Genomic DNA, 13,247 nt, shown 5'->3' with positions numbered 1-13,247 from the left:
ACTGGCCGGGACGCCCTGCGGTGTCCCGGCTGCAATCCGGCCGTCGGGGGTCCGCGAAGCGTTCTTTCTCGAAAGGAAAACGCATGACTCCGCTCGTCGTAGGCCAGTTGCTGTCGCCCGAGTACACCCCGGGCATGGTGGCGCTCTCCTTCCTCATCTCCTTCGCGGGCTCGCTGGTGGCCCTCATCTGCGCCGGGCGCATGGTCGGCCCCGACGGCAAGCCCAACCTGGCCATCGTGGCCTGCGCCGCGGTGGCGCTGGGCGGCATCGGCATCTGGTCGATGCACTTCATCGGCATGCTGGCGTACCGCCTGCCGATCGCCATCTCGTACAACATTCCGCTCACCGTGGTGTCGCTGGTGGCGGCCATCCTGATCTCGGGCATCGCGCTGTACATGGCGGGCGGCCAAAGCCGGTTCAGCCGCTCGGGCTGGCTGGGCGGCAGCCTGCTGGCCGGTGCCGGCGTGTGCGTGATGCACTACATGGGCATGTTCGCGATGAACATGCGCGCCTCGATGGACTTCGACCTCGCGCGCGTCGCCCTGTCGGTGGTGATTGCCGTGAGCGCGGCCGCGGCGGCGCTGTGGTTGGCCTTCAACCTGCGCAAGTTCACGCACAAGGTGGCCGCGGCCGCCGTGATGGGCGTGGCCGTGTGCACAATGCACTACGTGGGCATGAGCGCGGCCGGCATGGTGTGCACCGCCGCCGCGCCGATCGACGCGCTGGCCATCGGCGGCAGCTCGATGGGGCTCACGGTGTTCGGCACGGCCGGCGCGGTGCTGATCTTCATCTACTGGGTGGTCACGGGCAGCAGCCTGGACACCACGCCGGCCGCGGGCGTGCGCCGCCCCCACACCAGCTAATTGGCACAAGCGGGCGCGGCACCCGCCTCCTACAGTCTGTGCAGAGCGACAACAGCGACCTGCACAGACCTTCATGCCCCTCATCGAATCCCGGCTGCACGCGGCCAGCGACACCTTCCAGGCCAACCGCGCCAGCATGCTCGCGCTGCTCGGCGAGGTGCGCGCGCACGAGGCCCGCGCCGCGGCCGCCTCGAACGCCTCGGCCGAGCGCTTCGCCAGGCGCGGGCAGCTGCTGCCGCGCGAGCGCCTCGCGCTGCTGCTGGACACCGGCGCGCCCTTCCTGCCGCTGGCCTCGCTCGCGGGGCTGGGCCAGGACAACCCCGACCTGTCGAAGAGCGTGCCGGGCGGCGGCCTGCTCTCGGGCATCGGCCGCGTGGCGGGCGTGCGCTGCATGGTGAACGCCTCCGACTCGGGCATCGACGCCGGCGCGCTGCAGCCCATGGGGCTGGACAAGCAGCTGCGCGTGCAGGAGATCGCGCTGGAGAACAAGCTGCCCTACGTGCAGCTGGTGGAAAGCGCCGGCGCCAACCTCATGCAGTACCGCGTGCAGGACTTCGTGCGCGGCGGCAACATCTTTCGCAACCTCGCGCGCCTGTCGGCCGCGGGGCTGCCGGTGGTGACGGTGACGCACGGCTCCTCGACCGCGGGCGGCGCCTACCAGACGGGCCTGTCCGACTACATCGTGATGGTGCGCGACCGCACGCGGGCCTTCCTGGCCGGGCCGCCGCTGCTGAAGGCCGCCACCGGCGAGATCGCCACCGAAGAAGAACTGGGCGGCGCCGTGATGCACACGCACATCTCCGGCCTGGGCGACTACCTGGCCGAGGACGACCGCGACGCGATCCGCATCGCGCGCGCCATCCTCGGCGGCATCGACTGGGCGCGCGACGAAGCGCCGCGCACGTTCGCGCCGCCGCGCTGCGACGCCGAAGACCTGCTGGGCCTCATGCCCAGCGACGGACGGCGTCCGGTGGACATGCGCGAGGTCATCGCGCGCATCGCCGACGGCTCGGAGTTCCTCGAATTCAGCGCGCACTACGGCAGCGCCACCGTCTGCGGCCACATCCGGCTCGAGGGGCATGCGGTGGGCCTCATCACCAACAACGGCCCCATCGACTCCGACGGCGCCACCAAGGCCACGCACTTCATCCAGGCCTGCTGCCAGTCGCGCACGCCCATCGTCTACCTGCAGAACATCACCGGCTACATGGTGGGCCGCGCGCACGAGGAGGCCGGCATCATCAAGCACGGCGCCAAGATGATCCAGGCCGTGACCAGCGCCACCGTGCCGCAGATCACGCTGCACTGCGGCGCCTCGTACGGCGCGGGCAACTACGGTATGTGCGGGCGGGGCTTTGCGCCGCGCTTCTGCTTCAGCTGGCCCAACGCGCGCACCGCGGTGATGGGCGGCGAGCAGGCCGCGAAAACCATGGCCATCGTGATGGAGGCGGGCATGGCCAGAAAAGGCAGCGTCGACCACGCAAAGATCGACGCCATGCAGCAGCAGATCGTCGAGCGCTTCGAGCGCCAGATGAGCGTGTTCACCACCAGCGCGCTGCTGCTGGACGACGGCGTGATCGACCCGCGCGACACGCGCGCGGTGCTGGCCGAAGCGCTGTCCGTGTGCCGCGACGCCGACGCGCGCGTGCCGCAACCCATGCAGTTCTCGGTGGCACGGCCATGAGCGCATTTCACAAGATCCTGATCGCCAACCGCGGCGAGATCGCGGTGCGCGTGATGCGCACGGCGCGCGCCATGGGCTACCGCACGGTGGCCGTGTACTCGAGCGCCGACGCCGATGCCGAGCACGTGCGCCAGGCCGACCAGTCGGTGTGGATCGGCGAGCCGCTGCCCGCGCAGAGCTACCTGGACATCGCCGCCATCGTCGAGGCCGCGCGCATCAGCGGCGCCGACGCGGTGCACCCCGGCTACGGTTTCCTCGCCGAGAACGCCGCTTTCGCGCAGGCCTGCCGCGATGCGGGCCTGGTCTTCATCGGGCCGTCGCCCGAGGCCATTCGCGCCATGGGCGACAAGGCCGGCGCCAAGCGGCTGATGCAGGCAGCGGGCGTGCCGTGCATTCCGGGCTACCAGGGCACGGACCAGAGCCCGCAGAAGCTGGCGGCGGAGGCCGCGCGCATCGGCTGGCCCGTGATGATCAAGGCCACGGCCGGCGGCGGCGGGCGCGGCATGCGCCTGGTCGGCTCGGCCGCGCAGTTCGGCGAACTGCTGCACAGCGCGCAGTCGGAAGCGCTCAATGCCTTCGGCGACGCCACCGTGATCCTGGAGCGCGCCATCGTCGCGCCGCGCCACATCGAGATCCAGGTGTTCGCCGACCGGCACGGCAACGCCATCCACCTCGGCGAGCGCGACTGCTCGGTGCAGCGCCGGCACCAGAAGGTGATCGAGGAAGCGCCCTCGCCCGCGGTGTCCGGCGCCCTGCGCGAGCGCATGGGCGCCACGGCCGTCGCGGCGGCGAAGGCGATTGCGTACGAAGGCGCGGGCACGCTCGAATTCCTGCTCGACGCCGAAGGCCAGTACTGGTTCATGGAAATGAACACGCGCCTGCAGGTCGAGCACCCGGTGACCGAGGCGGTGACCGGGCTCGACCTGGTCGAGCTGCAACTGCGCGTGGCGGCCGGCGAGCCGCTGCCGCTCACGCAAGAAGACGTGCGCATCGACGGCCATGCGATCGAGGTGCGCCTGTGCGCCGAAGACCCGCGGCAGGGCTTCATGCCGCAGAGCGGCACCTTCGCGGCCTGGCGGCCTTCACCGTCGCTGCGCACCGAACACGCGCTGCGCGACGGTGCGGCCGTGCCGCCCTACTACGACTCGATGGTTGCCAAGCTGGTGGCGCACGGCCGCACGCGCGATGAAGCCAGGCACCGGCTCGTCGCGGGCCTGCAGGACACCGTCGCGCTCGGCATTGCGACCAACCAGCCACTGCTGCTGCGCGCGCTGTCGCACGAGGTGTTCGCCAGCGGCGCGGCCACGACGGCCTTCATTGCCGATCATCTCGATGCGCTGCTCGCGCCCGACGCGGCCACCGATGCCCAAGCGGCGCTGCTGGCCGCGCTGCTGCTGCAACTCGGCGAGCACGGATGGCCGTCGCCGCTGGCGCACACGCTGCCCAATGCCTTGCGCTTCGCACTCGACGGCACCGTGCACACGGCCCGCGTGACGCCGCGCGGCAAGGGCGCCTTCGATGTCGCACTCGACGACCGCGACGCCGTGCAGCTCACGCTGCTCGCGTGGCAGGACGACGGCACCGTGCGCTTCTCGTGCGGCGGTCTCTCCGAACAGGCGCTTGCCGTGCGCGAGACAGAACACGCGGGCGATCGCGTCCTGTTCAATTTCCGTGGCCGCGCCTTCCGGCTCGACAACCTCACGCACGTGGCCGTGGCCCGCGGCGGCAACGCCGGGGCCGACGGCCTGCTGCGCGCCTCGATGAACGGCCGCGTCATCGCCCTGCTGGTGGCCGAGGGCGATGCCGTCGCCGCCGGGCAGCCGCTGGTCACGCTCGAAGCGATGAAGATGGAGCACGTGCACTGCGCGCCGCGCGCCGGCCGGGTCGCGCTGCATGTCGCGGTGGGCGCGCAGGTGGCGGCGCGCCACGTGGTCGCAGAGATTGCCGAGATCGCCGGCGCCTGATGCGCGTCCCCCCAAATTTCCGAAAGCCTGTCGCATGAACACTCCGTCGTCCCGCTATCGCTCCGTCTTCACGCCCGGCCTGTTCGACGGCCAGGTCATCGTCGTCACGGGCGGCGGCTCCGGCATCGGCCGCTGCACCGCGCACGAACTCGCCGCGCTCGGCGCGCACGTCGTGCTGGTCGGGCGCAAGCAGGAGAAGCTCGACGCAGTGAAGGCCGAGATCGAGGCCGCCGGCGGCAAGGCCGGCACGCAGGCCTTCGACATCCGCCAGGAAGAGGCCGTGCGCGCGGCCGTGGCCGCCATCGTCGCCGCGCAGGGCCGCATCGACGGCCTGGTGAACAACGCGGGCGGCCAGTACATCACGCCGCTGCACGCCATCTCGGCCAAGGGCTGGGAGGCGGTGATCCACACCAACCTCACGGGCGGCTTCCTGGTCGCGCGCGAGTGCTACCTGCAGAGCATGCAGGCGCGCGGCGGCGCCATCGTCAACATCGTGGCCGACATCTGGGGCTCCATGCCCAACATGGGCCACAGCGGCGCGGCGCGCGCCGGCATGGTGAGCTTCACCGAGACGGCCGCCGCCGAATGGGCCGTGAGCGGCGTGCGCGTGAACGCGGTGGCGCCCGGCTACATCGCCTCCAGCGGCATGGACCACTACCCGCCCGAGGCCGGCGACATGCTGCGCGCCATGCGCAAGACCCTGCCCGCGGGCCGCTTCGGCACCGAAGCCGAGACCTCCGCCGCCATCGCTTTCCTGCTGTGCCCGGCGGCCAGCTTCATCAGCGGCACCGTGCTGCGCGTGGACGGCGCACGGCCGCAGGTGCGCATGGGCTGGCCGATGGAGCTGCCCGATGCGCAGGCGCAGCAGCGCGCGGCCGTGAAGCCTTTCGACGGCTTTCACCTGGCGCAGACGCCGCGCGTGTTCCAGGACAACTGAAGAACGACGACAGACGGAGACACCCCATGCACTACACCCACGAACACCTCGAGATCCAGAAGACCCTGCGCCGCTTCATCGACGAAGAGATCAACCCCCATGTGGACGAATGGGAGGAGGCCGAGATCTTTCCCGCGCACGAGGTCTTCAAGAAGCTCGGCGACCTCGGGCTGCTGGGGCTGAACAAGCCCGAGGCCTTCGGCGGCGGCGGGCTCGACTATTCGTATGCCATGGCCATGGCCGAGGCGCTGGGCCACATCAGCTGTGGCGGCGTACCCATGGCCATCGGCGTGCAGACCGACATGTGCACGCCCGCGCTTGCGCGCTTCGGCAGCGACGCGCTGCGCCGCGAGTTCCTGGCACCCGCCATTGCCGGCGACATGGTCGGCTGCATCGGCGTGAGCGAGCCCGGCGCGGGCAGCGACGTGGCGGGCCTGAAGAGCCACGCGCGCAAGGACGGCGACGACTACCTCATCAGCGGCCAGAAGATGTGGATCACCAACAGCCTGCAGGCCGACTGGATGTGCATGCTGGTCAACACCAGCGACGGGCCCGTGCACCGCAACAAGTCGCTGGTGATGGTGCCGATGGACAGCCCCGGCATCGAGAAGGCGAAGAAGATCCGCAAGATCGGCATGAACTCGAGCGACACCGGGCTCATCTACTTCGACAACGTGCGCGTGCCGCAGCGCTACCGCATCGGCGAGGAGGGCCAGGGCTTCATCTACCAGATGCAGCAGTTCCAGGAAGAGCGGCTGTGGGCCGCCGCGAGTTCGCTCGAGTCGATGGAAGACTGCATCGCGCAGACCATCGAGTGGGCGCAGCAACGCCAGATGTTCGGCGCCACGCTGGCCGACCAGCAGTGGGTGCAGTTCAAGCTGGCCGAGCTCAAGACCGAGGTGGAGGCGCTGCGCGCGCTCACCTACCGCGCCTGCGACCTGCATGTGCAGGGCGAGGACGTGCTCGAACTCGCGTCGATGGCCAAGCTCAAGACCGGGCGCCTCACGCGGCAGGTGGCCGACACCTGCCTGCAGTTCTGGGGCGGCATGGGCTTCACGCTGGAAAACCGCGTGTCGCGCCTGTACCGCGACGGCCGGCTGGGCTCCATCGGCGGCGGCGCGGACGAGGTGATGCTCGGCATCCTCGCCAAGACCATGGGCATCGCCAAGCGGCCGCCGCGCGGCTGAGCACCGCCGCATGAACGCCGAACTGCAAGCCGACCGCGCGGCGCTCGCCGACACGGTGCGCCGCTTCGCCGAAAACGAGATCGCGCCGAACGTGCAGGCCTGGGACGACGCGGGCGAGTTTCCGCGCGCGCTGTACACGCGCGCCGCCGAGCTCGGCCTGCTCGGGCTGAGCTACCCCGAGGAGCTGGGCGGCACGCCCGCTTCGTATTCGCTGAAGCTGCCCGCATGGGTCGCGCTCGCGCGCCACGGCAAGAGCGGCGGCGTGCTCGCCAGCCTGTTCTCGCACAACATCGGCCTGCCGCCGGTGGTGCTGCATGGAAGCGACGCGGTGCGCCGCGAGGTCGTGCCGCCGGTGCTGCGCGGCGAGAAGATCGCGGCGCTGGCCATCACCGAACCCGGCGGCGGCTCCGACGTGGCCGCGCTGCGAACCACCGCGCGCCGGGAAAGCGGCGGCGGCGGCGGCAGCGATGGCGATCACTACGTGGTGAACGGCGAGAAGACCTTCATCACCTCCGGCATGCGCGCCGACTGGATCACCGTGGCCGTGCGCACCGGCGAAGGCCGCGGCGCGGGCGGCATCTCGATGCTGCTGGTGCCGGGCGACACGCCGGGCCTTTCGCGCACGCGCCTGGCGAAGATGGGCTGGCTGTGCTCGGACACCGCCGCGCTGCACTTCGACAACGTGCGCGTGCCGGCGCGCTACCTGCTCGGCGACGAAGGCGCGGGTTTCCGCATGGTCATGGGCAACTTCAACGGCGAACGCATCGGCCTGGCCGCGGGCGCGCTGGGCTTCGCGCAGGCCTGCCTCGACGAGGCGCTGGCCTGGGCGCGCGAGCGCAAGACCTTCGGCCACGCGCTCATCGAGCACCAGGCGGTGCGCCACAAGCTGGTCGACATGCAGATGCGCATCGCCTCCACCGAGGCGTGGATCGAGGCCGTGTCCACCGAGGGCGATGCCCTCGAGGCTGCCGGGCGCTTCAACGCGCCGGAGTGGGTGGCGCAGATCTGCATGCTGAAGAACCACGCCACGCAGACCATGCAGTTCTGCGCCGACCAGGCGGTGCAGATCCTGGGCGGCATGGGCTTCATGCGCGGCACGGTGAGCGAGCGCATCTACCGCGAGGTGAAGGTGATGATGATCGGCGGCGGGGCCGAGGAGATCATGAAAGAGCTGGCCGCCAGGCAGATGGGCTGGTAGGCACGGGGGCTCCAGCGGGGCCTTTATTCGCGCCGGGGCGGAACGCCGCCGCGCGCCGGGTGTCCAACGCTCCAGCACTCTCGCTGGGTCGCAGGAGACCGACATGCTCTCTTTCACCTCCGGCATTGGCGCCGTCGTCATCGTCCTGTTGGCGGTGCTGCTTTTTTGCGCAATCTGGATCTTCCGGGAATACGAGCGCGGCATCGTGTTCACCCTGGGGCGCTTCTCGAAAGTGTCGGGGCCCGGGCTGGTGCTCGTGATCCCGGGCATCCAGCAGGTGGTGCGCGTCGACCTGCGCACCGTGGTGCTCGAGGTGCCCACGCAGGACGTGATCTCGCGCGACAACGTGTCGGTGAAGGTCAGCGCGGTCGTGTACTTCCGCATCGTCGACGCCGAGAAGGCCATCGTCGAAGTGAAGGACTTCTTCAACGCCACCAGCCAGCTGGCGCAGACCACGCTGCGTTCGGTGCTGGGCAAGCACCAGCTCGACGACATGCTCGCCGAGCGCGAGAAGCTCAACCTCGACGTGCGCGAATCGCTCGACGTGCAGACCGCCTCTTGGGGCATCAAGGTGTCGAACGTGGAGATCAAGCAGATCGACCTGACCGAGTCGATGGTGCGCGCCATTGCGCGGCAGGCCGAGGCCGAGCGCGAACGGCGCGCCAAGGTGATCCATGCCGAGGGCGAACTGCAGGCCTCGGAAAAGCTGTTCCAGGCCGCGCGCGTGCTGGCGCAGGAGCCACAGGCCATCCAGCTGCGCTACCTGGAGACGCTCACCGTGATCGGCGCGGACAAGAACACCACCATCGTGTTCCCGCTGCCGGTGGACCTGCTCACGAGCTTCCTCGGACCGCGCGGCTGATGCGCCTGGCAAGCCCGCCGCGGATCACGCACATCACGCACATCACGCAAGCGGAAAACTGTTCTTCACCGGCGAGCCCGGCGGTGCATGGCGTTTCGCGCGCGGCGTGCTTACCATCGCCCGGACACCCCCAGCAGGAGCCCGCGTGATCTTCGTCTTCCATCTTCTCGACAAGCCCGATTCGGCCGCGCTGCGCACCGCGGTGCGCCCCGAACACAAGGCCTGCATCGCGCAAGTGGCCGACCGCATGGCCTTCGCCGGCCCGCTGCTGGCCGACGACGGCAAGACCATGCTCGGCAGCCTGCTGGCCATCGACTTCGACAGCCGCGCGGCCGCCGAGGCATGGCAGGCGAACGAGCCCTTCACGCGCGCCGGGCTCTACGCCAGCAGTTCGGTGCTTGCCTTCACGAACCTCTGGCCGCAGAAGGTCGGCTTCGCGCCCGCCGAATGAGCGAGCGCGCCGCCGCCATGTTCAAGCACATCGTGATGTGGGACCTGCGTGGCGACACGCCGGAAGAAAAAGCGCGGGCCCGCGACCTGCTCAAGCGCCGGTTCGAATCGCTGCGCGGTCAGATCCCCGGCCTGCTGCACCTGGAAGTGGGCGTCGACTCGAGCCGCGTGGGCTATGCCTGCGACGTGGTGCTCTACAGCGAGTTCGACAGCCAGGCCTCGCTCGACGGCTACGCCACGCACCCGGCGCACCTGCGGGTGCGCGAGGAGCTGGGTGACCTGCGTATCGCGCGGCACCAGGTGGACTACGCGGTGGACTGAGCCGCCTCGGCTTGCGCGAGTTCGACGCAGAACGCCCGCACCAGTTGCAGCGCGGGCGCCTCGGTGCGGCCTTCGAGGGTGACGAAGGCGAACTGCGCGCTGAGCCCCGCCGCGGGGTTCACCTTCAGCTCAGCCAGTTCCCCGTTGTCCTGCAATGCGCGCGTGGCCGCCAGCACACCGAGAAAGACGGCATCGGTGTTGCGCACCGCCTGCACCAGCGCGCCGATGTCCTCCGATGACACCTGCAGCCAGCGTTGCGGGCTGGCGTCGCTGCCGTAGCGCTCGACCAGGCTGCGCGCCACGTCGTCGCTCACCATCGTCGAGATCACCGGAAAGCGCGTGAGCTCGTCGAAGCGCACCGGCTTGCCGCGGCGCTGCGTCAACAGCGGATGGCCGCACCGGCAGACGAAGCCCGAGCGCATGGTCGGCAGCACGTCGATGTGCAGGTCTTCGCGCGGCGGCACCGCGCGGTAGGTGAGCACCAGCGCGTCGAGCGTGCGCGCGCGCAACGCCGCCAACTGGAGCTCCGGGCTGCCGCCATGCAGCTGCAGGCCCACGCGCGGATGGCGGCTGAGCATCTCGACCAGCAGCGGCCCCGAGAACAGCGCGCCGGGCGCCGCGCCGAGCCCCAGCCTCACGGAGCCGGCCTGCCCGTCGGCCAGCAGCGCGGCGGCACGCTTGAGCTCGTGCGTTTCCGTCGAGATGCGCTTGGCGCGCGCCAGCACCATCGCGCCGAAGGGCGTGAGCTCGTTGCGCTTGCCGATGCGGTCGACCAGCGGCATGCCCAGCTCCTGTTCGAGCATCTGGATGCTGCGGCTGAGCGCCGGTTGGGTGAGGTGCACCTTCTCGGACGCGCGGCTGAAGGAGCCGGTTTCGGCCAGCGCGAGCAGGTGGTCGAGTTGTTGCAGGTTCATGGGAAGCCGTTGGTGGTCATATGCATGAGACAAACTCATGGTAATGACAAAAACAATGCATTGGACGGATGAAAGCCCGATTCCTAGCATCCAGCAACTCCCACTCTGGACGCAGGAATTCCCCATGAAACGGTTCGCTCGATGGCTCTGCACGCTGGCTTTTCTAGGCTGTGGCACTGCGGCGACGGCACAGGCGCAGATGCAGCCGCCTGCATTCCCCTCGAAGGTCGTCACGCTGATGGTCCCCTACCCGGCCGGCGCGGCCAGCGACTTCACCGCGCGGGCCTTGAGCGAGCCGTTCGGCAAGGCGCTCGGCGGGCCGGTCATCGTGGAGAACATCGGCGGGGCGACCGGCGCCATCGCCGCGGCCAAGGTGCTGGCCGCGCCCGCCGACGGCCACTACCTGTTCCAGGGCTCGCCCAACGAGCTGATCCTGTCGGGGCTGGTCAACAGGAGCACGCGCTACAGGCCGGAAGATTTCCAGTGGATCGCGCCGGTGGCCACCTCGCCGCTGGTGCTGGTGGTCAACAGCAAGCTGCCCGTGCATTCGCTCGACGAGTTCGTGGCGCTGGCGCGATCGCGCAAGGACGCCCCGCTGAGCTACGGCACACCGGGCCCGGGCACGCTGTACCACCTGCTGGGCGAGCTCTTCACCAAGCGCACCGGCGCGCCCATCACGCATGTGCCCTACAAGGGCGGCGCACCGATCATCCAGGACCTGCTGGGCGGGCAGATCGACTTCGCCTTCATGCCGTACCAGGCCTTCTATGCCGACTACGTGAAGCAGGGCCGCCTGCGCCTGATCGGTTCGCTCTCGCCGGGCAAGCCGCTGCCCGCACCGTTCGACGCGCTGCCCACGAGCGCGCAGAGCAAGGACATGAAGGAGTTCGACTTCGGCATCTGGACCTCGTACATGGTGCGCAAGGGCACGCCGGCGAGCGTGGCCGAGCGGCTCAACGCGGCCATCGCGACCGCGCTGAAGAACCCGCATGCGCGCGCGCAACTGGCGTCGCAGGCCAAGACCGTCTTCGAGCCGATGAGCCTGGAGGCGGGCGAGAAGTTCTACGCGAGCGAGATCGCGCGCTACCGCGAACTGGTCAAGACCATCGGCTACGAGTCGCCCTGACACCCCTTCCATTCCCGGAGACGCATTCATGAAGACGAGACACATCCACGGCCTGGCACTGCCACTGGCGTTCGCGCTGTCGCTCTCCGCTTGCGGCGGCGGTGGCAGTGGTGGTGGCGCGGGGTTCGGCGGCATCGCGCCGCCGCCAACCGCACCGGCACCGGCAGCGCCCCCCGCAGCGCAAGACCTCACGGTCGCGGTGACCGCCGAAGGAAAGGTGGCGGGCACCGCCAGTACGGACACGGTGGCCTTCCTCGGCATCCCCTACGCGCAGCCGCCGGTGGGCGATCTGCGATGGGCACCGCCCCAGCCGCCGGCCGCGCACACCGCCACGTTGCAGGCCACGGCCTTCGGCAACGCCTGCCCGCAGGCGCCCGGCGCGGTGGCCGCGCCGATCGCCGAAGACTGCCTCCACCTGAACGTGTGGAAGCCGGCGGGCACGAAGCCCGGCGACCAGTTGCCGGTGGTCTTCTACATCCACGGCGGCGCCTTCACGCTGGGCTCGGGCGAGATGGGCCCCAGCCCGCTGGCCAGCCGCGGCGTGGTGGTGGTCAGCCTGAACTACCGGCTGGGCGCGCTCGGCTACCTCGCGAACCAGGCGCTGCGCGCGGCCAACAAGGACGGCAGCCTCGGCAACTTCGCGGTGATGGACCAGCTGGCGGCACTCGGCTGGGTGCAGAAGAACATCGCGGCCTTCGGCGGCGACGCGGGCAACGTCACGCTGTGGGGCACCTCGGCCGGCGCAACGCAGAGTTTCTCGCTGCTGCAGTCGCCCAAGGCCAAGGGCCTGTTCCATCGCGCGGTGATGCAAAGCGGCGGCGCGGCCGAGTACTCCAACCCGAGCGTGGACACCTCGCTGGCCGTGGGCGACACCGCGGTGAAGAACCTCGGCTGCGACAAGCGTGCCGCGGCCGACGTCGTCGCCTGCCTGCGTGCCCTGCCCGTGTCGGCGCTGCTCGCGCAGGGCGGCCTGAAATGGCGGCCCACGGTGGACGCGCAGGTCCTCACGCAGGTGCCGGCGCGCGCCTTCGCGACCGGCAACTTCAACCAGGTGCCCGTGATGATCGGCGGCGTGTTCGACGAAGGCACGCTGTTCGTCGACACCAAGCTCAGCGCCGGCTACTACCCTCTGTACCTGCGCGGCCTGGCGCCGGCCGGCTACGACACCACGGCCATCGAGGCGGCCTACCCGATCGGCGACTACGCGGTGCCGGCACAGGGCGTGGCACGGGCCATGGGCGATGCGATGTACGCCTGCGGCAACAGCGCGCGGCGCGATGCGCTCGCGGCCTGGGTACCGGTGTACGGCTGGGAAATGACCGACCCGCAGCTGTCGTTGCCGTCGCCGAAGCCGGTGGGTTTCTACTACGGCACGGCGCACGGCATGGACAGCTACTACCTCACCGGCACGGTCGACGCGCTGCCCGGCTATCCGTACTTCGACCCCGGACGCGCCACGCCCGACGCCGCCACCACCGCGCAGCGCAAGGCGCTGTCGGCGCAGATGGTGGCGTACCTGCTCAACTTCGCGAAGAACGGCGACCCGAACAGCGACTCGAACAGCGACGCGCGCAACCTCACGACGCGCTGGCCGCGCTTCATGGGACCGGCGGACCGCGCGCTGATCGACTTCAGCTACCCCGCCGTCAAGACGTCGAGCAACGTGTTCGAGCACACGCACAAGTGCGACACGCTGTGGGGGCCGGGCGTGTTCCCGCCCCTGTACTGACGGCCATGAACA

12 protein-coding genes are annotated in these 13,247 nt (G+C 70.1%); 11 read left to right on the top strand and 1 reads right to left on the bottom strand.

Translation table 11 applies throughout. From position 1 onward, the window contains the following. The first annotated feature begins 83 nt into the window (after positions 1-83). From BM004_RS14970 to BM004_RS14930, 9 genes are all read left to right on the top strand, one after another. Positions 84-863: an MHYT domain-containing protein gene (locus BM004_RS14970; protein ID WP_093127601.1), complete on the top strand. Its 780-nt coding sequence runs from the start codon at positions 84-86 to the stop codon at positions 861-863. Between the two features lie 73 nt (positions 864-936). Beyond that, positions 937-2,547: an acyl-CoA carboxylase subunit beta gene (locus BM004_RS14965; RefSeq protein WP_093214451.1), complete on the top strand. Its 1,611-nt coding sequence runs from the start codon at positions 937-939 to the stop codon at positions 2,545-2,547. Further along, positions 2,544-4,511: an acetyl/propionyl/methylcrotonyl-CoA carboxylase subunit alpha gene (locus BM004_RS14960; protein WP_093214449.1), complete on the top strand. Its 1,968-nt coding sequence runs from the start codon at positions 2,544-2,546 to the stop codon at positions 4,509-4,511. The genes BM004_RS14965 and BM004_RS14960 overlap by 4 nt, the downstream gene beginning before the upstream one ends. Before the next feature lie 34 nt (positions 4,512-4,545). Then, positions 4,546-5,448 carry an SDR family oxidoreductase gene (locus tag BM004_RS14955; RefSeq protein WP_093214446.1) on the top strand — a complete coding sequence of 301 codons (903 nt, stop codon included), beginning with the start codon at positions 4,546-4,548 and terminating at the stop codon, positions 5,446-5,448. A 26-nt stretch (positions 5,449-5,474) separates the two neighbouring features. Continuing rightward, complete coding sequence (locus BM004_RS14950) at positions 5,475-6,635, top strand: acyl-CoA dehydrogenase family protein (RefSeq protein ID WP_093214444.1); 1,161 nt, start codon at positions 5,475-5,477, stop codon at positions 6,633-6,635. A gap of 10 nt (positions 6,636-6,645) precedes the next feature. Then, the gene (locus BM004_RS14945; protein ID WP_093214441.1) at positions 6,646-7,833 is read left to right on the top strand and encodes an acyl-CoA dehydrogenase family protein; all 1,188 of its coding nucleotides are present in this window, start codon (positions 6,646-6,648) and stop codon (positions 7,831-7,833) included. A 103-nt stretch (positions 7,834-7,936) separates the two neighbouring features. Then, on the top strand, positions 7,937-8,695 hold the full coding sequence (locus BM004_RS14940) for a slipin family protein (RefSeq protein WP_093127616.1): 759 nt from the start codon (positions 7,937-7,939) through the stop codon (positions 8,693-8,695). Positions 8,696-8,840: 145 nt separating this feature from the next. Beyond that, positions 8,841-9,146, top strand: coding sequence for a YciI family protein (locus BM004_RS14935; protein ID WP_093214438.1), 306 nt, complete (start codon positions 8,841-8,843; stop codon positions 9,144-9,146). 17 nt (positions 9,147-9,163) lie between these two features. Beyond that, complete coding sequence (locus BM004_RS14930; RefSeq protein WP_093128107.1) at positions 9,164-9,466, top strand: Dabb family protein; 303 nt, start codon at positions 9,164-9,166, stop codon at positions 9,464-9,466. Here the strand turns inward: BM004_RS14930 and BM004_RS14925 are convergent. Next, entirely contained in the window at positions 9,451-10,380 is a 930-nt protein-coding gene (locus BM004_RS14925; protein WP_093214436.1) for a LysR family transcriptional regulator, read from the bottom strand. The two genes, BM004_RS14930 and BM004_RS14925, sit on opposite strands and share 16 nt — an antisense overlap. Before the next feature lie 124 nt (positions 10,381-10,504). Between BM004_RS14925 and BM004_RS14920 the strand changes: the two genes are divergently transcribed. Then, a complete protein-coding gene (locus BM004_RS14920) occupies positions 10,505-11,506 on the top strand; it encodes a Bug family tripartite tricarboxylate transporter substrate binding protein (RefSeq protein WP_093214433.1) in 1,002 nt (333 codons plus the stop codon). A 28-nt stretch (positions 11,507-11,534) separates the two neighbouring features. Beyond that, positions 11,535-13,235, top strand: a complete 1,701-nt coding sequence (locus tag BM004_RS14915) for a carboxylesterase/lipase family protein (RefSeq protein ID WP_093214431.1) — start codon at positions 11,535-11,537, stop codon at positions 13,233-13,235. Positions 13,236-13,247: the final 12 nt, after the last annotated feature.

The sequence above is a fragment of the Variovorax sp. OK212 genome (assembly GCF_900112425.1).
Lineage (GTDB): Bacteria > Pseudomonadota > Gammaproteobacteria > Burkholderiales > Burkholderiaceae_C > Variovorax.
The sequence above is the reverse complement of the archived record's forward strand: the minus strand, read 5'-3'. Positions and strand labels throughout refer to the sequence as shown.